The organism is Streptomyces sp. NPDC006925, from assembly GCF_042869575.1.
GTDB lineage: Bacteria > Actinomycetota > Actinomycetes > Streptomycetales > Streptomycetaceae > Streptomyces.
The window spans coordinates 68,567-89,927 of the sequence record NZ_JBIAGB010000028.1; the positions used below are offsets into that span (position 1 = coordinate 68,567).

Annotated in this window: 18 protein-coding genes; 14 read left to right on the forward strand and 4 right to left on the reverse strand. The window is 73.9% G+C overall.

The window, feature by feature from the left end; genetic code table 11:
• Positions 1-197: 197 nt before the first annotated feature.
• The gene (locus tag ACFYNS_RS27745; protein WP_360298963.1) at positions 198-1,061 is read left to right on the forward strand and encodes a hypothetical protein; all 864 of its coding nucleotides are present in this window, start codon (positions 198-200) and stop codon (positions 1,059-1,061) included.
• 168 nt (positions 1,062-1,229) lie between these two features.
• Here ACFYNS_RS27745 and disA read toward each other — a convergent pair whose 3' ends face one another.
• Both disA and radA read right to left on the reverse strand, forming a co-directional pair.
• Positions 1,230-2,351 (reverse strand): DNA integrity scanning diadenylate cyclase DisA, encoded by a 1,122-nt coding sequence (gene disA, locus ACFYNS_RS27750; protein ID WP_360298960.1) that lies wholly within the window; start codon positions 2,349-2,351, stop codon positions 1,230-1,232.
• Positions 2,352-2,552: 201 nt separating this feature from the next.
• Positions 2,553-3,941 carry a DNA repair protein RadA gene (gene radA, locus ACFYNS_RS27755; RefSeq protein ID WP_388605551.1) on the reverse strand — a complete coding sequence of 463 codons (1,389 nt, stop codon included), beginning with the start codon at positions 3,939-3,941 and terminating at the stop codon, positions 2,553-2,555.
• A gap of 286 nt (positions 3,942-4,227) precedes the next feature.
• Here radA and ACFYNS_RS27760 point away from each other — a divergent pair, with 286 nt between their 5' ends.
• The gene (locus tag ACFYNS_RS27760; RefSeq protein WP_388605552.1) at positions 4,228-5,865 is read left to right on the forward strand and encodes a hypothetical protein; all 1,638 of its coding nucleotides are present in this window, start codon (positions 4,228-4,230) and stop codon (positions 5,863-5,865) included.
• 93 nt (positions 5,866-5,958) lie between these two features.
• On the opposite strand, the gene ACFYNS_RS27765 is transcribed toward ACFYNS_RS27760, so the two are convergent.
• Positions 5,959-6,921, reverse strand: coding sequence for a hypothetical protein (locus ACFYNS_RS27765; RefSeq protein WP_360298954.1), 963 nt, complete (start codon positions 6,919-6,921; stop codon positions 5,959-5,961).
• Between the two features lie 182 nt (positions 6,922-7,103).
• Between ACFYNS_RS27765 and ACFYNS_RS27770 the strand changes: the two genes are divergently transcribed.
• The 11 genes from ACFYNS_RS27770 (at position 7,104) to proC (ending at position 18,473) form a co-directional block, all read left to right on the forward strand.
• Positions 7,104-8,036: a Ppx/GppA phosphatase family protein gene (locus tag ACFYNS_RS27770; protein WP_360298951.1), complete on the forward strand. Its 933-nt coding sequence runs from the start codon at positions 7,104-7,106 to the stop codon at positions 8,034-8,036.
• Positions 8,037-8,130: 94 nt separating this feature from the next.
• Positions 8,131-9,018, forward strand: coding sequence for a sugar phosphate isomerase/epimerase (locus ACFYNS_RS27775; protein ID WP_360298948.1), 888 nt, complete (start codon positions 8,131-8,133; stop codon positions 9,016-9,018).
• Positions 9,015-9,707, forward strand: coding sequence for a TetR family transcriptional regulator (locus ACFYNS_RS27780; protein WP_360298945.1), 693 nt, complete (start codon positions 9,015-9,017; stop codon positions 9,705-9,707). Before ACFYNS_RS27775 ends, ACFYNS_RS27780 begins: the two co-directional genes overlap by 4 nt.
• 184 nt (positions 9,708-9,891) lie before the next feature.
• On the forward strand, positions 9,892-11,745 hold the full coding sequence (gene ilvD / locus ACFYNS_RS27785; protein WP_388605554.1) for a dihydroxy-acid dehydratase: 1,854 nt from the start codon (positions 9,892-9,894) through the stop codon (positions 11,743-11,745).
• Between the two features lie 132 nt (positions 11,746-11,877).
• Entirely contained in the window at positions 11,878-12,378 is a 501-nt protein-coding gene (locus ACFYNS_RS27790; protein WP_388605556.1) for a hypothetical protein, read from the forward strand.
• 190 nt (positions 12,379-12,568) lie between these two features.
• Positions 12,569-12,997 carry a winged helix-turn-helix domain-containing protein gene (locus ACFYNS_RS27795; RefSeq protein WP_360300605.1) on the forward strand — a complete coding sequence of 143 codons (429 nt, stop codon included), beginning with the start codon at positions 12,569-12,571 and terminating at the stop codon, positions 12,995-12,997.
• Complete coding sequence (locus tag ACFYNS_RS27800) at positions 12,994-13,284, forward strand: hypothetical protein (protein WP_019355696.1); 291 nt, start codon at positions 12,994-12,996, stop codon at positions 13,282-13,284. Before ACFYNS_RS27795 ends, ACFYNS_RS27800 begins: the two co-directional genes overlap by 4 nt.
• 220 nt (positions 13,285-13,504) lie before the next feature.
• Positions 13,505-15,715, forward strand: coding sequence for an MMPL family transporter (locus tag ACFYNS_RS27805; protein WP_388605559.1), 2,211 nt, complete (start codon positions 13,505-13,507; stop codon positions 15,713-15,715).
• 179 nt (positions 15,716-15,894) lie between these two features.
• Positions 15,895-16,707 carry an ABC transporter ATP-binding protein gene (locus ACFYNS_RS27810; RefSeq protein WP_388605568.1) on the forward strand — a complete coding sequence of 271 codons (813 nt, stop codon included), beginning with the start codon at positions 15,895-15,897 and terminating at the stop codon, positions 16,705-16,707.
• On the forward strand, positions 16,704-17,441 hold the full coding sequence (locus ACFYNS_RS27815) for an ABC transporter permease (RefSeq protein WP_360300596.1): 738 nt from the start codon (positions 16,704-16,706) through the stop codon (positions 17,439-17,441). Before ACFYNS_RS27810 ends, ACFYNS_RS27815 begins: the two co-directional genes overlap by 4 nt.
• A 228-nt stretch (positions 17,442-17,669) precedes the next feature.
• Entirely contained in the window at positions 17,670-18,473 is an 804-nt protein-coding gene (gene proC / locus ACFYNS_RS27820) for a pyrroline-5-carboxylate reductase (RefSeq protein WP_360300593.1), read from the forward strand.
• Here the strand turns inward: proC and ACFYNS_RS27825 are convergent.
• Positions 18,470-19,240: a VTT domain-containing protein gene (locus tag ACFYNS_RS27825; protein WP_360300590.1), complete on the reverse strand. Its 771-nt coding sequence runs from the start codon at positions 19,238-19,240 to the stop codon at positions 18,470-18,472. The genes proC and ACFYNS_RS27825 overlap by 4 nt on opposite strands.
• A 110-nt stretch (positions 19,241-19,350) precedes the next feature.
• Here ACFYNS_RS27825 and ACFYNS_RS27830 point away from each other — a divergent pair, with 110 nt between their 5' ends.
• Positions 19,351-21,108 (forward strand): histidine kinase, encoded by a 1,758-nt coding sequence (locus ACFYNS_RS27830; protein WP_388605561.1) that lies wholly within the window; start codon positions 19,351-19,353, stop codon positions 21,106-21,108.
• Positions 21,109-21,361 lie beyond the last annotated feature (253 nt).

Sequence of the window (21,361 nt, forward strand, 5' to 3'; positions counted from 1 at the left end):
ATGCCGCAAAGGCCGGAGAAGCCGCACAAGCCTATTACGGCGTTTAATCCCAACAATGGGAAAAAAGACGGCAAAGCGGCGTGAAGCGGGCCAGGTCGCCATCCGGATGCCTGCCCGCTGCCGCTCATCACAACAATTGGTACTCCTAGCGGTGGGTGTGGTCCTGTGGTGTGGCTGATGTCTCGTAAGGTTTCCGCGTGGGATCTCTGCGCAATCCGATCGGGCCGCTTCCCTCCTCCATCTACTGGCGCCGGAGGGCAGTTGCCTTTGCCGTCCTGGCGCTGCTGGTCCTGATCGTCGTCTGGGCGGTCACCTCGTTCGGCGGCGACCCGTCCCGGACCGAGGGCAAGGGCGACGGCAAGGGCAACGGCCCCGCCGGCACCATCACTCCGGGCCCCACCGACTCCGGCCCGGCGATCAGCGAGCGCCCCGGCGGCCGGGACGAGGAGGACGGCGGCTCCGACGGGTCGAGCGGTTCCGGAGGCTCCGACGAGGAGGACCGGTCCTCGGCGGGCGGCACCGGCTGGGGCGCGGGAGACGGCTCGGACGCGTCGGACAACGACGGTTCGGGCTCGGAGGGTTCGGGCTCCGGCGGTTCGGGCTCGGGCTCGGGCGGCAACGGCGGCGGGGGAGCGGCGGGTGTGCCGGCTCCGCCGGACCTGGCGGCTTGTAGGCCCGGCGCGGTGACCGTGGCGCTGCGCAGCGTCAAGAAGAAGTACGGCCCGGACGAGAAGCCCCGGTTCGAGCTGAAGGTCACCAACGAGCGGGACAGCGACTGCCGGATCGACCTCGGCCGCACCGCGACGATCGTGACGATCAACAATCCGGAGGACGCCAAGTTCTGGGCCTCCGACGACTGCCCTCCGACCAGGAAACCGCTGCCGCGGCTGGTGCCGGGCGGCGGCAGCTCGACGCACACTCTCACCTGGTTCCGCAAGGCCAGCGCCGCCAACTGCGGCACCCCCACCTTCGAGGCGCCCAAGCCGGGCACCTACGAGGTCGAGGTGAAGGTCAAGGGGCTCAAGAAGACGGTTCGCACGTCCTTCACCCTGGTGAAGTAGCCGGCCCCCGAACCGGCAGCGGGACGTTCGCGAACCGGTAGCGGGACGTCCGCCGTGGTGCCGTTCCGCAGCCGACCGCATCCGGGACCGGGACCGGGGCCCGGGATCAGGGGACGACGGGACGCACGTGCCGCCCCGGGGCCGTTCGCCGGTGCGGTGCGGGATCCGTCAGACGTACCGTTCGAGGATCGAGGACTCGGCCAGCCGCGAGAGGCCCTCGCGGACCGAGCGGGCGCGCGCCTCCCCGACCCCGTCCACCGCCTGGAGGTCGTCCACGCTGGCCGCGAGCAGCTTCTGCAGCCCGCCGAAGTGGTCCACCAGCCGGTCGATGACGGTGCCCGGCAGCCGCGGCACCTTGGCCAGCAGCCGGAAGCCGCGGGGCGAGACGGCCGAGTCGAGGGTTTCCGGGGCGCCGCTGTAGCCCAGTGCCCGGGCCACGGTGGCCAGTTCGAGCAGCTCGGTGTGGGTGAGCCGGTCCAGGTCGCTGAGCGCGTCGGGTACCGAGCGCACCCGGCGGCCCGCGCCCACCGTCTGCGGCGCGTAGTCCCGGACCACCAGCTCGCGCTCCGGCTCCACCCCCGCGATCAGCTCGTCCAACTGGAGCGAGAGCAGCCGTCCGTCGGTGCCCAGCTCGACGACGTACTGCTCGATCTCCGTCGCGATCCGGCGCACCATCTCCAGCCGCTGCGCCACGGCAGTGACGTCCCGCACCGTGACCAGGTCCTCGATCTCCAGCGCGGAGAGCGTCCCGGCGACCTCGTCCAGCCGCAGTTTGTAGCGCTCCAGGGTGGCCAGGGCCTGGTTGGCGCGGGAGAGGATCGCCGCCGAGTCCTCCAGCACGCGCCGCTGCCCGTCGACGTAGAGGGCGATCAGCCGCATGGACTGGCTGACCGAGACGACCGGGTAGCCCGTCTGGATCGAGACCCGTTGCGCGGTGCGGTGCCGGGTGCCGGTCTCCTCCGTCTCGATGGACGCGTCGGGGACCAGCTGCACACCCGCGCGGACGATCTTGGAGATGTCCTTGTCGAGGATGAGCGCGCCGTCCAGCTTGCACAGCTCGCGCAGCCGGGTCGCGCTGAAGTCCACATCGAGGACGAAGCCGCCGGTGCACAGGTGCTCGACGCTCCGGTCCATGCCGAGGACGATCAGCCCGCCGGTGTTGCCGCGCAGGACACGCTCCAGCCCGTCGCGCAGCGCCGTTCCGGGCGCGACCGCGCTCAGTGAGGCGCGCATCAGGCCGGACGCCCCCTCGGCCCTGCCGGGGACCGCTGCCCGGTCGTTGGCTGCCACTGCACTCCTTCGGTCGTGCGGGTGCCTGTCGGCATTCTCTCGACCGCCGGACCCACCGCACCGGGCGCGGGCCGTACCCGCCCCCTCGTGGTGCCGCGCACAGCCCCCGTGGTGCTCGTGGTCGGTCGAGACCGGGGCAAAGTCTACCGGCGCGTCGAGCGGACCCCTCGCCGCGTGCGCTCCCCGCCGGGTGCCCGGGCCTCAGCCGGTGCGGGCCGGGCGGGCCGGGAGCACGCGCAGCGCCTCCCCGATGTCGGCGACCTCCAGCACCCGCATCCCGTCCGGGACGCGGCCCGGGTCGCCCGGCACCAGCGCGTGGGTGAAGCCCAGCCGGGCGGCTTCCGACAGCCGCCGCTGGATGCCGGTCACCCGGCGGACCTCCCCGGCGAGGCCGACCTCGCCGATCGCCACCAGGTTCTTCGGCAGCGGGGTGTCGCTGGCCGCGCTGGCCAGCGCGAGCGCCACGGCGAGGTCGGCAGCGGGCTCGGAGAGCCGCACCCCGCCGACCGTCGCGCTGTAGATGTCCCGTTTGCCGAGGGCGCTGATCCGGCCGCGCTGCTCCAGCACCGCGAGCATCATCGAGACGCGCGAGTTCTCCAGTCCGGAGGTGGTCCTGCGGGGGGAGGGGATCTGGCTGTCGACGGTGAGCGCCTGCACCTCCGCGACCAGCGGGCGGCGGCCCTCCAGCGTCACCGTCAGACAGGTGCCGGGGACGGGTTCGGCGCGCCGGGTCAGGAACAGCCCGGAGGGGTCGGCCAGGCCCGTGATCCCCTCGTCGTGCAGCTCGAAGCAGCCGACCTCGTCCGTCGTGCCGTACCGGTTCTTGACGCCGCGCACCAGGCGCAGCCGCGCGTGCCGGTCGCCCTCGAAGTGCAGCACCACGTCCACCAGGTGCTCCAGCAGCCGCGGACCGGCGATGGCGCCGTCCTTGGTGACGTGGCCGACCAGCAGAGTGGACATGCCGCGCTCCTTGGAGGCGCGGATCAGCGCCCCTGCCACCTCCCGCACCTGGGCGACGCCGCCGGGTGCTCCGTCGATCTCCGGGGAGGCCACCGTCTGCACCGAGTCCAGCACCAGCAGCGAGGGTTTGACCTCGTCCAGGTGGCCGAGCACCGCGGACAGGTCGGTCTCGGCGGTCAGATACAGGTCGTCGTCGAGCGCGTCGATGCGGTCGGCCCGCAGGCGCACCTGGCCCGCGGACTCCTCACCGGTCACGTAGAGCGTGCGGTGGTCGCCGGAGGCGGCCTTGGCGGCGACGTCCAGCAGCAGCGTCGACTTGCCGACGCCCGGTTCACCGGCCAGCAGCACCACGGCACCGGGGACCAGCCCGCCGCCCAGCACCCGGTCCAGTTCGGGCACGCCGGTGGGGCGCGCGGTGGCCTGCTTGCCGTCCACCTCGCCGATGGGCAGCGCCGAGGCCGAGACCCGGCCGGGCGCGGTGGTCCGTACGGCCGGGGTGCCGCCCACCTCCTCGACGGTGCCCCACGCGTGGCACTCGGGGCAGCGGCCGAGCCACTTGGCGGTCTGCCAGCCGCATTCGGTGCAGCGGTAGGTGGGGCGGTCCTTGGCGGACGTCTTACGGGCAGCCATGGCCTCACCGTATAGGGGGCCACCGACAGCCGGCCCGCCGTCGCGGTGTCGCCCCCGCCGCTCACCGGCGGCACCGTTGCGGTGTCCGGAACGCGGGCCGGCCCGCCCTCCGGAACGTGCGCGGTCGGCCGGGCCCAGGATGTGCGCCTGCCGTGCGCCCCTTTGTGCCCTTGGTGTCGCCAAACCCACCGGACGTGTCTTGTTTTGACGACGCTCTTCACCCGAAGGAAGGAATCAACTGTCGCTGCCCTCAGTAAAGCGCCATCATCCGCCTACCGTCGCCGGGGTGATGACCAGCAGGCGCGAGCACCCGACGAACGCCCCCGGCGCATCCCCAGCGCACCGGGCGGGCAGGACGACGCACCACCACGTCGCGGACACCGCGGCGGAGTGCGCCGACGCGGACCTGAACGGCCTGTTCACCTACTGCCTCGCGGTGCTGTGCGAGCACGAATCCGCCCTCGCAGCACTGGGTGAGGCGCTCGCCCTCGCGGACCGCCAACGCGGCCGCGGACGCGCCCCCGAGGGCGAGCATGCCCTCCGGCCCTGGCTCTATGCACTGGCCCGCTGGGCCTGTGCCCGGCGGCTCGCCGACCAGCGGGCCAGGGAACGCGAGGAGCGCGGGGCGTCCGCCGCGCATGAGTGCGCCGCTGGTCCCGCCGTCGCGCGGCGGGGGGCAGGCACCCGGGCGGCCGGCCGACCCCCGGCCCCCGCCGCGTCTCCGCCCGTCCCGCCCGCCTCGCCCACCGCCGAGCGGGCCGCACTGCTCGGTGACGGCCGCCCCGGCGCCGGACACCTCCCCTCCGGCGTCCGGCGCCGCCGCGAACTGGCCGCACTGGCCTGGCCGGAGGCCGCAGGCACCTCCTCCGTGCAGCGCGAGGCCCTCGAACTCTCCGTCCGCCACGGGCTCTCCGCCGCCCAGATCGCGGCAGTCCTCTCGCTGTCACCCACTGCGGCCGAGGAGTTGCTGCTGCACGCCGCCTGCGAGGTCGAGCGGACCAGGGCGGCGCTGCACGTCGTGGAGTCCGGCGGCTGCGCGGCCGTGGCCCGGCTCGCGGGGGACGAGCGGCTGCTGCTGGGCACCGCGCTGCGCCGGGAACTGGTGGAGCACGTGGACGACTGCCCGCAGTGCCGCCGGGCCGCCGAGCGCGCCATGGCCGGAGTCTCCTGGCCGGGTACCGCGCCCGCCTCCGCCGCGCTGGCCGTGGTGGCGGTCCCGCGGCCCGCCGTCGAGGCGGCGGTCGCGCTGGCGCGGCGGGCGAGAGCCCAGCGCACACCGCGCTTCGACCGCGCGGGCTACCCCCAGCGCGAGCAGGTGCGTCCGGCCCGCCGGGACAGGCTGCGCAGTCGCGCGCTGACCTCCACGGTCGTCGCTGCGGTGCTGGCGGCGCCGGTGGTCGCGCTGTGGGCCGCCTACCGGGGGGCTCCCGCCACGGGCGAGGCGCAGGCCGACCGGTCGGCCACCGCACCGGACACCGCGGACGACGGCCGGGGCGGCGGCGCGGGCGGGCCCGGCACCCTGGCTCCCCCGACCGGGTCACACGCACGGCGGGCGGCCCCGGACGGTGCCGTCGCAGGCCCGGCGGGCAGGGCTGCGCCGTCCCGTTCGCACGCCCTGGAACCGCCCGTGCGCGAACCCGGTGCGCCGTCCGCGCCGACGGTGCAGCGGCCCGCGTCGGAACCGGCGGCCGCGCCGCACCGTTCGGTGCCGGTCTCGCGGCCCGCGGCGGCCGAGCCGAGCATCGCGGCGTCCGCCCCGTCCGGCGATTCGCCTGCCGACAGCGGTCCGCCCTCCGGGAGCAGCTCTGTGGCGTCGGCCGCCACCCCGTCCGCGGCGGAGCCGCCACCCGCGACGAGCCGGCCCGCGTTCGCCGACATCGCGCCCTCCGGGCCGCCCCGGGCGCCGAGCCGGTCCCCGTCCTGAGCGGGAGCGGGGCCCGCGCCGCCCGGCCCGCCCGCCGGCGGGCCGCCGGAGCCACCGTCCGGGCAGCACGGCGCGGCCGTCAGGCCCCAGCTGTCAGAGCCCGGGCGGCTCCGTGCGCCCCGGGTCGGCTCCCGTGTGCCCCGGGTCGGCTGTGGTGCCGTCCGGGTCGGCCGCCTCGAGACCGGCACCGGCGAGGTCGGCTGTCTCCCGGTCCGCGGCGGCGCGGTCGGCCGCCGCGCGGGCCGTGGCCGGGTGCTCGGCAAGCAGCGGAAGCTGACCGGCCAGCCGCTCGGCGCACAGTTCGGCCAGCCGGTCGTAGCCGGGCTTGCCCATCAGTTCGGTCAGCTCGGCGCGGTAGGACTCGTAGACCGGTTGCCCGGCTCCGTGTGCCGACGGCGCCGAGGTGCACCACCAGTGCAGGTCGTGTCCGCCCGACCCCCAGCCGCGCCGGTCGTACTCGCCGACGGTGACGTACAGCACCTCCTCGCCGTCCGGCAGCTCCACCCACTCGTAGCTGCGCCGGATCGGCACCTGCCAGCAGACGTCCGGCTTGGTCTCCAGCGGCTCGCGGTCCTCGCGCAGCGCGAGGGTGTGCAGTGCGCACCCGGCGCCGCCCTCGAAACCGGCCCGGTTGTTGAAGATGCAGGCGCCCTGCCAGCGGCGGGTCTGCCGCTCGCCGTCGTCGTTGACCTCGGCCCAGCCCAGGGCGCCGGTGCCCACGTCGTGGAACTGCCAGGTCTCGGGCGTCAGCCGGGCCACGTGCTCGGCGACGCGCTGCTCGTCCTCCTCGTCCGAGAAGTGGGCGCCCAGCGTGCAGCAGCCGTCGGCGGCGCGGCCGGGCGTGATGCCCTGGCAGCCGTTGCCGAACAGGCAGTTCCAGCGGGACGTCAGCCATGTCAGGTCGCAGCGGAAGACCTGCTCGTCGTCGGCCGGGTCGGGGAACTCCACCCAGGCACGGGTGACGTCGAGACCGACCTCCTCGTCGCGCGCCCGGGGTGCAGGCAGCGGCCGTGCGCCGTCCTGCTTCTTGTGCTTCGCCGCTTTCGTCTTACCCACACCGCCCAGCGTACGGGCCGCGGGCCGCGGGCTGCGGTACCCGGCCGCGCCGCTCCCCGCGGTGTGCCGCGGCGGGCTGCCGCGGCCGGGGGAACTCCCGTACCGTCGGCCGGGAGATGCCCCGGGGCCCTACCTGGAGGTACCCGCAGCGGCGGACCGGTGAGGAGGCTAGCGTGCTGGGTATGAGACTCGGTGTCCTCGATGTGGGATCCAACACGGTCCATCTGCTCGTGGTGGACGCGCACCCCGGCGCCCGGCCGCTCCCGGCCTACTCCCACAAGACGGCGCTGCGGCTGGCCGAACTCCTGGAGCCGGACGGGTCGATCAGCGAGGAGGGCATCGACCGGATCTGCGCGACGCTCACCGAGGCGCTGCAGATCTCCGAGGACAAGGGGGTCGAGGCGCTGCTGCCGTTCGCGACCTCCGCGGTGCGCGAGGCGGCCAACGCGGAGCGGGTGCTGGACCGCATCGCCACGGAGACCGGCGTCAAGCTGGAGGTGCTCTCGGGTGCCGACGAGGCGCGACTGACGTTCCTCGCGGTGCGGCGCTGGTTCGGCTGGTCGGCGGGGCGGCTGCTGGTGCTGGACATCGGCGGCGGTTCGCTGGAGATCGCCTACGGGCTGGACGAGGACCCCGACGCCGCGGTGTCGCTGCCGCTGGGCGCCGGACGGCTCACCTCCGGCTGGCTGCCGGGGGACCCGCCCGACCCGGAGGACGTTCGGGCCCTGCGGCGGCATGTGCGCGCGGAGATCGCCCGCACGGTGGGGGAGTTCAACCGGTTCAGCCCGCCCGACCACGTGGTGGCCACCTCCAAGACCTTCAAGCAGCTCGCCCGGATGGCGGGTGCCCCGCGCAGCGCCGAGGGCCTCTACGCCCGCCGGGTGCTGGGCCGGGGGGCGCTGGAGGAGTGGGTGCCCAAGCTCGCGGTGATGCCCGCGCAGGAGCGCGCGGCCCTGCCCGGGGTCTCCGAGGGGCGGGCCCGCCAGCTGCTGGCGGGCGCCCTGGTGGCGGAGGCGGCCCTGGACCTGTTCGCCGTCTCCGAGGTCGAGATCTGCCCGTGGGCGCTCCGCGAGGGCATCATCCTGCGCCGTCTGGACCGCCTCCGGACGGTGTGAGGCCCGCCGGCGGCAGCCGTCGGTGTGCCGGGCCGGGGGCCGGGCGGCGGGGGCCGGTCCCTCATGGGCGGCGAACCGCGCTTAGGGTGGCTGGGTGGGCATCGAAAGCGTGCGGGTCCCCCAGGCGAAGGTCGCGCTGTCGACGGCCTCGGTGTACCCCGAGTCGACGGCCGCGGCCTTCGAGATCGCCGCGCGCCTCGGCTACGACGGCGTCGAGGTCATGGTGTGGACCGACCCGGTCAGCCAGGACGTCGAGGCGCTGCGGCGGCTGTCCGACTTCCATGGGGTGCCCGTCCTCGCCGTGCACGCACCGTGCCTGCTCATCACGCAACGTGTCTGGTCCACCGATCCGTGGGCGAAGCTGGTCCGGGCCAGGGCGGTGGCCGAGACGCTCGGCGCTTCCACCGTCGTGGTGCATCCGCCGTTCCGCTGGCAGCGCACCTACGCGCGGGAGTTCGAGCGCGGAGTGTGGCGGATGGCGGACGAGACCGACGTGCGGTTCGCGGTCGAGAACATGTACCCCTGGCGCTACCGGGATCGCGAGATGCTGGCCTACGCACCCGACTGGGACCCCACCCGGAACGACTACCGGCACTTCACGATCGATCTCTCGCACACGGCGACGGCCCGCAACGACACCCTCGCCATGGTGGACCGGATGGGCGACCGCCTGGGGCACGTGCACATCGCCGACGGCAGCGGCTCGGCCAAGGACGAGCACCTGGTCCCGGGGCGGGGCGCACAGCCCTGCGCGGAGGTGCTGGAGCGGCTGGCCGCCCGCGGATTCGACGGCCATGTGGTCGTCGAGGTGAACACGCGGCGTGCCATGTCGGCGGCCGAGCGCGAGGAGGACCTGGCGGAGGCCCTGGCCTACACCCGGCTGCACCTCGCGGCCCCCGGCGCCGCTCCGGCCGACGGAACCGGCGGCGAGCAGGGCGGCCGGAGGGCCGCCGGGCGCCGCATGGGCCGGAGGAAGGCATGAGCGGGAGCTCCGCCGCCGGGGAGCCGGCGCCCGCACCCCGCAGGCGGGGCCGCCCGGCGCGGCGTACCGCCGAGGACGGGCCCGGGACGCGGGAGCGCATCCTGGCGTCGGCCCGGGGCGAGTTCGCCGAGCACGGCTACGACAAGGTCTCCGTCCGGGCCATCGCGCGTGGCGCCGGGGTGGACGCGGCGCTGGTCCACCACTACTTCGGCACCAAGGAGCAGGTGTTCGCCGCCGCGGTCGAGGGTGCCATCGCACCGGTGCTCATCGTCCCGGAGCTGGTCCGGGAGACCGCGCTGGAGGCCGTGGGGGAGACGGTCACCCGCAGGTTTCTGGAGACCTGGGACGACCCCGCGACCCGGGAGCCGTTGCTGGCGATCGTCCGCTCGGCGGTCAACAACGAGCGGGCGGCGGCCGTCTTCCGGGGGCTGCTGACCCGCAATCTGCTGAGCCGGCTGGCGGTCCAGCTCCGTGAGCCGGACGCGGAGCTGCGGGTCTCGCTGGCGGCGTCCCAGCTGGTCGGTGCGGCCATGCTGCGGTATCTCATCTGCATCGAGCCGCTGGCATCCGAGCCGCTGGCGGCCGTGACCGCGCGGCTGGCGCCGGTGATCCAGCACCATCTCACCGGGCCGGACCCGGCGGACGATCCGGGTCCGGGGGGCGGCCGCGGGCTGCGGACCACTGGCTGAACCCGATTCCGTCCACCATCCGGACCCCCTGTCCGGATCCTGAGCGGTAGGCGTACGCTCGGAGGTTCCACGTACCGCACGATTCCCTCGTACGGCACTGTGCATCTCGGATCATCTCGGATACGTACCGCAGCGGTCGCCGGGCCCCGCCGTGGTGGCCGCCCGCACCAAGGGAGGGGCAGCCATGCCCGAGCTGAGGTCCCGCACCGTCACCCACGGACGCAACATGGCGGGGGCGCGCGCCCTCATGCAGGCGTCCGGTGTAGCGCGCGAGGACTTCGGCAAGCCGATCGTCGCGGTCGCCAACAGCTTCACCGAGTTCGTGCCGGGCCACACCCACCTGCAGCCGGTGGGCCGGATCGTCAGCGAGGCGGTCAAGGCCGCGGGCGGCATCCCGCGCGAGTTCAACTCGATCGCCGTGGACGACGGCATCGCCATGGGCCACGGCGGCATGCTCTACTCGCTGCCCTCCCGGGACCTGATCGCCGACTCCGTCGAGTACATGGTCGAGGCGCACTGCGCGGACGCGCTGATCTGCATCTCCAACTGCGACAAGATCACCCCCGGGATGCTGATGGCCGCGATGCGGCTCGATGTGCCCACCGTCTTCGTCTCCGGCGGGCCCATGGAGGCCGGCCGGGCGACGCTGGTGAACGGCACCGTCCGCAAGCTCGATCTGGTCGACGCGATGTCCGAGGCCGTCAACGACAAGGTCTCCGATGAGGACATCCTCCGTATCGAGGAGAACGCCTGTCCGACCTGTGGCTCCTGTTCGGGCATGTTCACCGCGAACTCCATGAACTGCCTCACCGAGGCCCTCGGCCTGGCCTTGCCCGGCAACGGCTCGGTGCTGGCCACCCACACCGCCCGCAAGGAGCTCTACGAGACGGCGGGCCGCACGGTGGTGGAGATCGCCCGGCGCTACTACGACCAGGACGACGCGAGCGTCCTGCCGCGCAACGTCGGCTCCCGCGCCGCCTTCGAGAACGCCATGGCCCTGGACATCGCCATGGGCGGCTCCACCAACACGATCCTGCACCTGCTGGCCGCGGCCCAGGAGGCCGGGCTGGAGTTCACGATGCACGACATCGACCAGCTCTCGCGCGCCCTGCCGTGCCTGGCCAAGGTCGCCCCGAACGTGGCACCGGGCGGCACCTACTACATGGAGGACGTGCACCGGGCCGGCGGGATCCCCGCCATCCTGGGTGAACTCCACCGCGGCGGGCTGCTCAACGAGGACGTGCGCACCGTGCACGCCGACTCGCTGGAGGAGTGGCTCAAGACCTGGGACATCCGCGGCGACTCGCCCGCGCCGCGGGCCGTGGAGCTCTTCCACGCCGCGCCCGGCTGCAAGCGCTCCGCCGAGGCCTTCTCGCAGTCCGAGCGCTGGGAGTCGCTGGACACGGACGCGGCGGGCGGCTGCATCCGCGACGTCGAGCACGCCTACTCCGCCGAGGGCGGGCTGGCGGTGCTGTACGGCAACCTGGCCGAGAACGGCTGCGTGGTGAAGACCGCGGGTGTCGACGAGTCGATCCTCACCTTCAACGGCCCCGCCGTGGTCTGCGAGTCCCAGGAGGAGGCCGTCCAGAAGATCCTCGACAAGACGGTCAAGGAGGGCGACGTCGTCGTCATCCGCTACGAGGGCCCCAAGGGCGGCCCCGGCATGCAGGAGATGCTCTACCCCACCTCCTTCCTCAAGGGCCGCGGGCTGGGCAAGGCCTGCGCGCTGATCACCGACGGCCGGTTCTCCGGCGGCACCTCGGGGCTGTCCATCGGCCACATCTCGCCGGAGGCGGCGGGCGGCGGCACGATCGCGCTGGTGGAGGACGGCGACCCGGTCGTCATCGACATCCCCGAACGGCAGCTGCGCCTGGACGTCCCCGAGGAGACGCTCGCCGCCCGCCGGGAGGCGCTGGCCGGCCGGTACGCGCCCGTCGCCCGCGAGCGCAAGGTCTCCACCGCGCTGCGCGCCTACGCGGCGATGGCCACCAGCGCCGACCGTGGTGCCGTCCGCGACGTGACCCAGCTGGAGCGCTGACCTCCCGAAGAACAGCGACCCGGGGAACGGCGGCCCGAGGACGTGGTCCGAGGACGGTGGCCCGGAGGAGTGCCGGGCCGCGGGCCGGAGGGGCCCGGGAGCGCGGCGCCGCCCCCGGGCCATAATCAAGACGTGCCCCACGACCACGGAAACCCCGACGCACCGGCCCCCGAATCGCTCCGCTTCTACGGCACTACGTGGGTCGACCACTCCGGCGGCTACGCGCTGCGCCGCGCCGCCCTGGGGGTGGGCGCGGTGCTGGCGGCCGCCGCGGGCGCGGTCGTGCTGCGCTTCGCGTACCAGGGCGTGGTGCTGGCCGACATCGGCAGCTGGGCGAGCCTGCTGCTGGTCGCCGCCTTCGCGGTGTGCAGCGCGCTCGCGTTCTCCCGCACTCTCACCTCCTACAGCCGCCGCCCCGACGAGCGCGACGCGGCGGCCGAGTCGTCGATGCGGAGCATCCGGCTCATCGGCTTCATCGGGGTGCTGCTCGCCTACGCGCTGCGCAGCTGCGTCGAGGCCCCCGGCGAGAAGCTGCACCGCGCCGAGTACGAGGCGGCCCGCGCCCGCCACGAACGGCAGCGCAGCGCCCGCACCGGAAACCCCGCCGCCCGCCGCCGGAAGGGCAAGCGCTGAGTCCGCTCCGAAGCGCCCGAAGCTCCCCGATACTCCCTGACGCCTCCTGATTGCGGGAGGACCCCGAGGGTCCTCCCGCAGCCGTCTCAGGGGGAACCCTGAACTGCCCCGGACTGCGGGTGGTTGGGCTCGACACGCCGTTCCGCCACGTGTCAGATTCTTCTTACACACCCGAGGGAGAGGGGCCGCGGTGGGCGCGATCGAGGCCCCTTCCGGAGACGAGCTGCTGAAGGTTTTGGCGGCGCTCGGCAATCCGCACCGGATGCGGATCGTCGCGGCGCTGGCCGGGGGCCGCAACTACGTCAGCGGACTCGCCCGCGAGATCGGCATGAGCCGTCCGCTGCTGCACATGCACCTCCAGCGGCTGGAGGCCGCCGGCCTCGTGGTCGGCACGCTGGAGCTGTCGGACAGCGGCAAGGCGATGAAGTTCTTCGAGGTGGCGCCGTTCGGCTACGCCCTGACCCCGCAGGCCGTCGCGGAGGCGGCGCGCACCCTCACGGACCGGGCGCCGGACGGGAAACCCGCCGCACCCCCCGGCGGTGGAGCGCGGGACGGGAAAGCGCAGGACGGCACAGCGCAGGACGGGAAAGCCCCGGACGAGAAAGAGGAAACGCAGTGAACGAGCAGCTCACGACCGCGGCAGAGGTCGATCCGGCCGGGATCTGGGCGGCGGCGCTCGGCACCGGAGGCGTCTTCGTCCTGCTGATCGTCATCGTCTGGCAGATCGCCGCCACCTGGCGGGCCCGCATGCTGGCCGCCCGTGAGGACCAGTACAAGGCACTGACCGACAAGTACGCGCAGCTCCTGGAGGACAACGTCGAGCTGCACCGCCGCACCCTGGACGAGCTGACGCAGGCCAGGCAGTCGATCGCCTCGATGGAGAAGATGATGCGCGAAGTCGAATAGACCCCCGCAGCACCCCGTACGGACTTCCAGGACTTGCAGGACTTGCAGGAACTCCAGGAACTCCAGAACCCCCGTACGGCCCCGTACGACGTCACATCCGCCGCACCTCGGCGGCCACCGGCGCTCGTACGGCCGGGAGCGGCAACTCCCGGCCGTACCTGTGAGCGCGAGCATTCCGCGAGCCCCTCGCGTCCCGCACCCACACTCATGGAGGTTACCCATGCCTGCCCGTCCCCGACCCCCGGCCGGGAGAACCCCCGTGCTGCGCCGGCTGGCCACGGCCCCCGGCGGCAGGCGCGCCAAGTGGCTGGTCCTCGCGGCCTGGCTGATCCTCGTCGCGGCCCTCGGCCCGCTGGCCGGCAAGCTCGGCGAGGTCGAGGACAGCAGCTCCAACGCGTTCCTGCCCGGCAGCGCAGAATCGGCCCAGGTCAACACCGAACTGGAGAAGTTCCGCGGCGAGGACGAGATCATCCCCGCCGTGGTCGTCTACTCCCGCGGGTCCGCCACCACCCCGGCCGACGCCGCCGAGGCCCGCGCCGACCGCGCCGACTTCGCGCCGCTGGTGGCCCGGGGCGAGCAGATCGGCGGGCCGGTCCCGTCCGCGGACGGCAAGGCGCTGATGCTGGTGGTGCCGCTCTCCACCGCCGGGGACGACGTCTCCGGTGAGGTGGAGAAGATCCGCTCGGTCGCGGCGGCCAACGCGCCGCCCGGCCTCGACGTCGAGGTCGGCGGCCCGGCCGGGTCGCTGATCGACAGCATCAAGGTCTTCGACAACCTCGACTCCACGCTGATGCTGGCCACCGGCGCCGTCGTCACGCTCCTGCTCCTGCTCACCTACCGCAGTCCGCTGCTGTGGCTCGTCCCGGTGCTGTCGGTCGGCTTCGCCGCGGTCCTCACCCAGGTCGTCACCTTCGCGCTGGCCAAGTACGCCGCGCTGCCCGTCGATCCGCAGAGCGCGGGCATCCTCATGGTGCTGGTCTTCGGGGTCGGCACCGACTACGCGCTGCTGCTCATCGCCCGCTACCGGGAGGAGCTGCACCGCCACGAGGACCGGCACGACGCGATGCGGCTGGCGCTGCGCCGCTCCGGCCCGGCGATCGTGGCCTCGGCCGGCACCATCGCCGTCGGGCTGGCCTGCCTGGCCTTCGCGGACATCAACTCCTCGCGTTCGCTGGGCCTGGTCGGAGCGGTCGGCGTGGTCTGCGCCCTGCTGGCGATGATCACCGTGCTGCCCGCCCTGCTGGTGGTGACGGGCCGCTGGATGTTCTGGCCGTTCGTCCCGCGCTGCACCGGGGATCCGGCGGCGGCGGAGTCCGGGCAGGACGCCACCCGTACCGTCTGGACCCGGATCGGTGCGCTGCTGGCCCGCCGTCCGCGCTGGTCCTGGCTGATGTCCGTGGCCGTCACCGCCGTGCTGGCGCTGAGTGCGACCGGGATCACCATGGGCCTGACGAACGCGGAGATGTTCCAGGACAAGCCGGAGTCGGTGGTCGCCCAGGAGAAGCTCTCCGCGCACTACCCGTCCGGCTCCTCCGACCCGGCCACCGTGGTCGTGCGGACGGCGGCGCGGGCCGGGGCCGAGCGGGCCGCCGCCGCGGTCCCCGGGGTGGAGTCCGTCGAGACCGCCGACCGCACCGCCGACGGGTCGCTGACCTCCCTGTCGGTCGTCCTGCGGGACGCGCCGGACAGCGCGGCCGCCGAGCGCACCGTCGACCGGCTGCGTACCGCGGTGCATCGGGTGGACGGGGCCGAGGCCCTGGTGGGCGGCACGACGGCGGAGTCGCTGGACACCCGGCGGGCGGCGGAGAGCGATCTGAAGGTCGTCATCCCGGTCGTGCTCGCCGTCGTCCTGCTCGTCCTGGTGGCGCTGCTGCGCTCGCTGCTCGCTCCGCTGGTGCTGCTGGCCACGGTGGTGCTGTCCTACTTCGGCGCGCTGGGGGCCTCGCATCTGGTCTTCGCGTACCTGCTGGACTTCCCCGCCGTGGACAACTCCCTCCCGCTGATGGGCTTCGTGTTCCTGGTGGCGCTGGGCATCGACTACAACATCTTCCTGATGACCCGGGTCCGCGAGGAGGTGGTGCTGCGGGGCCACCGCGCGGGCGTGCTGACCGGGCTCAGCTCCACGGGCGGTGTGATCACCTCGGCGGGCATCGTGCTGGCGGCCACCTTCGCGGTCATCGCCTCCATGCCGCTGGTGTCGATGGCCCAGCTCGGGGTGCTGGTCGGGGTCGGCGTCCTGTTGGACACCTTCCTGGTCCGCACCGTGCTGGTGCCGTCGCTGGCACTCGACATCGGGGCCCGCATCTGGTGGCCGAGCCGGCTGGGCCGCGCCCCGCAGCCGCCCGCCGGGCCCCGCACCCCGCAGGAGGGCGGCGCCGGGGAGACCGGGAGCCCCGAGAGCCCGGGCGACCGGTCGCTGGAGCGCGTCTGACCGGACCGGCCGCCGACCGAGAGCGGCGCACCCGTCCCACCGGCGGTGCCGGACCTCTGCTGCCACGCAGGGGTCCGGCACCGCCGTTTTCCGTCCGGCACCGCCGTTTTTCGTCCGGCAGCCGTTTTCCGTCCGGCCGCTTGACGCTCCCGTATCACCGTCCCATAATTCATCACGTGATGAATAAAACTTCCTCCGGCTCCGCCGAGCCGCCCACCGCCGACCCGGCCGCGGACCCGCCCGCCGTCCACGCCCGCGGCCTGACCGTGATCCGAGGCCGCCGCCGGGTCCTCGACCAGCTCTCCTTCGACATCGCCCCCGGGACCGTCACCGGCCTCCTCGGACCCTCCGGCAGCGGCAAATCCACCCTCATCCGGGCCATCGTCGGCACCCAGGCCAAGGTCACCGGCACCCTCGATGTCCTGGGCAGGCCCGCGGGCTCCGCGCCGCTGCGCTCCCGCGTCGGCTACGTCACCCAGTCCCCCTCCGTCTACGCGGACCTCACCGCCCGGCAGAACCTCGACTACTACGCCGCGGTCCTCGGCATCCCGCGCGCCGAACGCGCCGCCGCCGTCACCCGGGCCCTCGCCGACGTCGACCTCACCTCCCACGCCGACGACCTGGCGGGCAACCTCTCCGGCGGCCAGTCCTCCCGCGTCTCCCTCGCCGTCGCCCTGCTCGGCACCCCCGAGCTGCTCGTCCTGGACGAACCCACCGTCGGCCTCGACCCCGTGCTCCGCCGCGACCTGTGGAACCTCTTCCACCGCCTGGCCGCACACGGCACCACCCTGCTGATCTCCTCGCACGTGATGGACGAGGCCGACCGCTGCGAACACCTGCTCCTCGTCCGGGACGGCACCCTGCTCGCCGCCGACACTCCGCTGGCTCTCCGCGAGGCCACCGGCAGCGACACCGTCGAGGACGCCTTCCTCCGACTCGTCGAATCCGCCCGCCCCGAGCCGGCCGACCACCCCCTGCGAGGCACCCCGTGAACGCCGCCCGTACCTTCGCCACCGCACGCCGGGTCCTGCGCCAACTCGCCCACGACCCGCGCACCATCGCACTGCTGCTGCTCGTCCCGGTCCTGCTGCTGGTACTGCTCTACTACGTCTTCGACGCCGACCGGCGCTCCTTCGACAGCATCGGGGCCTCGCTGCTGGGCATCTTCCCGCTGGTGACGATGTTCCTGGTCACCTCCATCGCCACGCTGCGCGAGCGCACCTCCGGCACTCTGGAGCGGCTGCTGACGATGCCCCTGGGCAAGGCCGACCTGATCCTCGGCTACGCCCTGGCCTTCGGTGCCCTCGCCGTCCTCCAGGCGTCCGCCGCCACCGGCGTCGCGGTCGGGCTGCTGGACCTCGACATCGCCGGCTCGCCCTGGCTGCTGCTGCTCGTCGCCCTGCTCGACGCGCTGCTCGGCACGGCGCTCGGGCTCTTCGTCTCCGCGTTCGCCGCGTCCGAGTTCCAGGTGGTCCAGTTCATGCCCGCGGTGATCTTCCCGCAGCTCCTGCTGTGCGGCCTGTTCGCCCCCCGCAGCAGCATGCAGCCGGCCCTGGAGGCGATCTCCGACGTGCTGCCCATGTCCTACGCCGTCGACGGCATGACGGAGGTGCTCAAGCACCCCGACGTCACCGGGGACTTCGTCCGCGACGTGGCCGTCGTCGCCGGCTGCGCCCTCCTCGTCCTCTTCCTCGGCGCCGCCACCCTCCGCCGCCGCACGACCTGACCGGGCCGCGCGACCCGGCCTGGCCCTGCCCGACCTGGCCCGACCTGGCCCGGCCCGACCTGGCCGGCCGTGCGGGCCGCCCGCCAGCCGGGGCCGTCCGCGCTGTGGAACGGCCCCGCTACGGAGCGCGAGCCGGTGCGAGGATGGGCACCGCGTCCACGAACGTGGACAGGGCGGACGCAGACGGGCCCGCCCGACGCGCGCAACGAGGCACGAGGTGAAGCACCCATGACCCCCCAGAACGTCGCGGTCCTCGGCACCGGCAAGATCGGCGAAGCGCTGCTCTCCGGCATGCTCAGGGGCGGCTGGTCACCCGCCCGTCTGCTGGTCACCGCCCGCCGCCCGGAGCGCGCCGCGGAACTGCGCCGCCGCTACGAGGTGGAGACCGTCGGCAACGCCGAGGCCGCCGCGCGCGCCGACACCCTCATCCTCACCCCCAAACCGCAGGACATGGCCGCGCTGCTGGACGAACTCGCCCCGCACGTCCCCGCCGACCGCCTGGTGATCAGCGGCGCGGCCGGCATCACCACCCGCTCCCTGGAGCAGCGCCTCGCCGAGGGCACCCCGGTCATCCGCGTGATGGCCAACACCCCGGCCCTGGTCGACGAGGCCATGTCCGTCATCTCCCCCGGCACCCACGCCACCGAGGACCATCTCAAGCTCGCCGACGAGATCTTCGGCGGCGTCGGCAAGACCCTCCGCCTACCGGAGAACCAGCAGGACGCGGCCACCGCCCTCTCCGGCTCGGGCCCCGCCTACTTCTTCTTCCTGGTCGAGGCCATGACCGACGCGGGCATCCAGCTCGGCCTCCCGCGCGACAAGGCGCACGAGCTGATCGTCCAGGCCGCCGTCGGCGCCGCCACCATGCTCCGGGACAGCGGCGAACACCCCGTCACCCTCCGCGAGAACGTCACCTCGCCCGGCGGCACCACCATCAACGCCATCCGCGAACTGGAGAACCACCGCGTCCGCGCCGCCTTCATCGACGCCATCGAGGCAGCGCGCGACCGCAGCCGCGAACTCGGCGGCTAGTCCGGGCAGTGACCGGCCCCGGCGGAGGCGGGCCGCAGGGGGCCAGCAGCGCCGTCCCCGGGCTCGGCCGCCCGCGCCGGGTCCGGGTCCGCCTGTCCCGGACCCGCCTGTCCCGGACCCGCCCGTCCCGGGCCCGCCGCATCTGGTGAGGCCGTACGGGCCCGGCCCCGCAGCCGCAGCCGGACACCGCGGACCCCCTCGTGCACCAGCGTGATCGTGAACGCGAGGGCCAGCCCCAGCGCCACCCCGTACAGCGGCGTCTCCTCGAACGCCGCGCCACCCGCATACCCCAGGCAGGCCGAGTAGACCGCCCAGCTCACCGTTGCGACGGCGGCGTATCGCGTGAACGACCGGCGCGGGAATCCTGTCGCGCCGGTGGTGAGGGTGGCAGCCGTCCGCCCTCCCGGGATGTAGCGCGCCGCCACCAGCACGAGCCCGCCCCGCTCGGCCAGCATCCGCCCCACCCGCTCGTACACCCGCCGCGCCCGGCTCCCCTCCCTCAACCGCGCCTGCACCCGGGCCCCCGAGCGCCGTCCGATCGCATACGAGATGTGATCCCCGGTGAACGCGCCGAGCGCCGCCACCAGGATCACCAGAACCAGCACCGGCTCGCCCTGCGCCGCGGCGAACACCCCCAGCGTGATCACCAGCGTCTCGCTCGGCACCACCGGGAAGAACCCGTCCAGCATCGCGATCCCGAACAGCGCCACGTAGACCCACGGCGTACTGACGAAGCCCTCGACCGCATGCATTGTCGCGTCATTCATGGCCCGGAACGTACGGAGCGACACCGCCTGCCCGCAGCGCACGATCGTCGCCGGATGCCCTGCACTTTCGACAGAGGTGCGCTCCCCACCCGCCGCGTACCGTGACCGGCGTGAACTCCCCCGCACGCGCCCCCCGCCGCAGGGACCGGCTGCGGAACGTCGGACGCAAGGGACCGGGCGCGGGCCTGCGTGACAACGCGCGCGAAGTGTCGCGCAGAGTCCCACGCAAAACCCCGCGCGAGGTCCTGCGCCGTCCGAAGACCCGCGCGGCGCTGAACGATGCCGCCCTGTGGCTGCTCATCGCCTGGCCCCTGGCCACGGTGCACGACGTCCCGCTCCTGCTGCGGGTGCCGGCCGCCCCGCTGCTCGCCCTCGCGGCAGCCCTCAGCCGCCGGGCGCCCCTCGCGGCCGCGGCCGTACCCGCCGCGCTCAGCCTCGCCGCCACCCCGGAACTGTTCACCACCACCTTCTCCCCGGCCCTGGTCGCGCTCTGCTTTCTGCTCGGCCGCCGCGCGGAGCACGTGCGGGCCTCGATCGTCGCCGCCGCAGTGCTGTGCGCGGCGGGACTCGTCTCCGCGCTCACGCTCCCGGGCGCCGACCTGTGGGACTGGTTCACCCTGGTCACGACGGTCGTCTTCGCCGCGGTCCTGCCATGGCTGCTGGGCCGCTTCCGCCGCCAGCAGTACGAACTCCAGAGCGCGGGTTGGGAGCTGGCCGCCCGCATGGAACGGGAACAGCAACTGGTCGCCGAGCGCACCCGGCTGCGCGAACGCTCCCGGATCGCGGGGGACATGCACGATTCCCTCGGGCACGATCTCAGCCTCATCGCCGTCCGGGCCGCCGGGCTTCAGGTCTCCCGGGGAGTGGACGAGGACGCCCGCGCCTCGGCCGCCGAACTCCGGCAGGCCGCCGCCGACGCCACCGAACGCCTCCACCGGATCATCGGTCTCCTCCGCCAGGACACCACCGGGCTCCCGCAGGACACCCCCGAGACCAGCTCCGAGACCGTCCCGGAACTGGTCGGGCGCACCGCCGCCTCCGGAGTCGACATCGTCCTCCACCGGCACGGCAACGACGCGGCGCCCGACGCTCCCGGGGCCCGGTCCGTCCCCCTGCCCCCGATGGTCGACCGGGCCGTCCACCGGGTGGTGCGGGAAGCGGTGACCAACGCGACGAAGCACGCGCCCGGTTCCCGCATCGCCGTCGAACTGCGCCGGGAGGACGACAGCCTGAGCGTGCGCGTACGCAACTCCGCAGCAGCGGACGCGCCGCCGGACGGCGTGCCGCCCGCACTGGAGAGCGGCTCCGGCACCGGGCTGATCAGCCTGGACGAACGCGTCCGCCAACTCGGCGGTACCTTCCGGGCCCGTCCCACCCGGGACGGCTTCGAGGTGGCGGCCCGTCTCCCGCTCACCCCCGGGCCGCTCCCGCGTGCCCCCTCGGACACGCTGATCGGCCCGTCCCGCTCGCAGGAGGAACTGGCCCAGGCCCGCAGACGCGTACACCGCGGCGTGGTCAACGTGCTGTGGATCCCGGCAGCCGCAACCGCGGCGCTGGCGGTCCTCATGTACGGCTTCCAGATCTACACCTCGCACGAGTCGGTGCTGTCCCGCGGCACCTACGACACGCTGCGCATCGGCACCCCGGAGAGCTCCGTGACGCAGCGGCTGCCCGGGTACCAGTACGACGAGGAAACCCGGCCGTCCGGCGTCCCCCCGGACCCCGCCGACACCGACGAGTGCCGCTTCTACCGCACCGCCACCTTCGCCGACTCGCCGCTGTACCGGCTCTGCTTCCGGGACGGCAGGCTCTCCACCAAGGACCGCGTCACCCGGGAGCGCACCAACCGGGACCGGGACGACCGCTGACGGAGGTCGGGGCCGGGGGCGGGGGAGGGGGAGGAGGACCAGGGCTGTGAGGCCGGGCAGGAGAGCCTGCGGCGGAGACGCGGAACAGCGGCTGGAGAGACGGACGGGGCGCACGGGGCAACGGAGACGAAATCGGCAGTTGACACGGTGGCCATCGGTCCGTAAGGTTCCTCGGGTTGTCAGCGGCCGGTCACGGCTTCTGATGACTCCTCCCGCCGTTCCGGCGGATCCTCTACTACTGAGCACCCTCCCT

Coding starts and splice junctions, on each gene's coding strand:
- ilvD (WP_388605554.1), top strand. CDS start 9,892: ATGCCCGAGCTGAGGTCCCGCACCGTCACCCACGGACGCAACATGGCG.
- proC (WP_360300593.1), top strand. CDS start 17,670: ATGACCCCCCAGAACGTCGCGGTCCTCGGCACCGGCAAGATCGGCGAA.
- ACFYNS_RS27810 (WP_388605568.1), top strand. CDS start 15,895: ATGAATAAAACTTCCTCCGGCTCCGCCGAGCCGCCCACCGCCGACCCG.
- ACFYNS_RS27805 (WP_388605559.1), top strand. CDS start 13,505: ATGCCTGCCCGTCCCCGACCCCCGGCCGGGAGAACCCCCGTGCTGCGC.
- ACFYNS_RS27780 (WP_360298945.1), top strand. CDS start 9,015: ATGAGCGGGAGCTCCGCCGCCGGGGAGCCGGCGCCCGCACCCCGCAGG.
- ACFYNS_RS27825 (WP_360300590.1), bottom strand. CDS start 19,240: ATGAATGACGCGACAATGCATGCGGTCGAGGGCTTCGTCAGTACGCCG.
- radA (WP_388605551.1), bottom strand. CDS start 3,941: ATGGCTGCCCGTAAGACGTCCGCCAAGGACCGCCCCACCTACCGCTGC.
- ACFYNS_RS27770 (WP_360298951.1), top strand. CDS start 7,104: ATGAGACTCGGTGTCCTCGATGTGGGATCCAACACGGTCCATCTGCTC.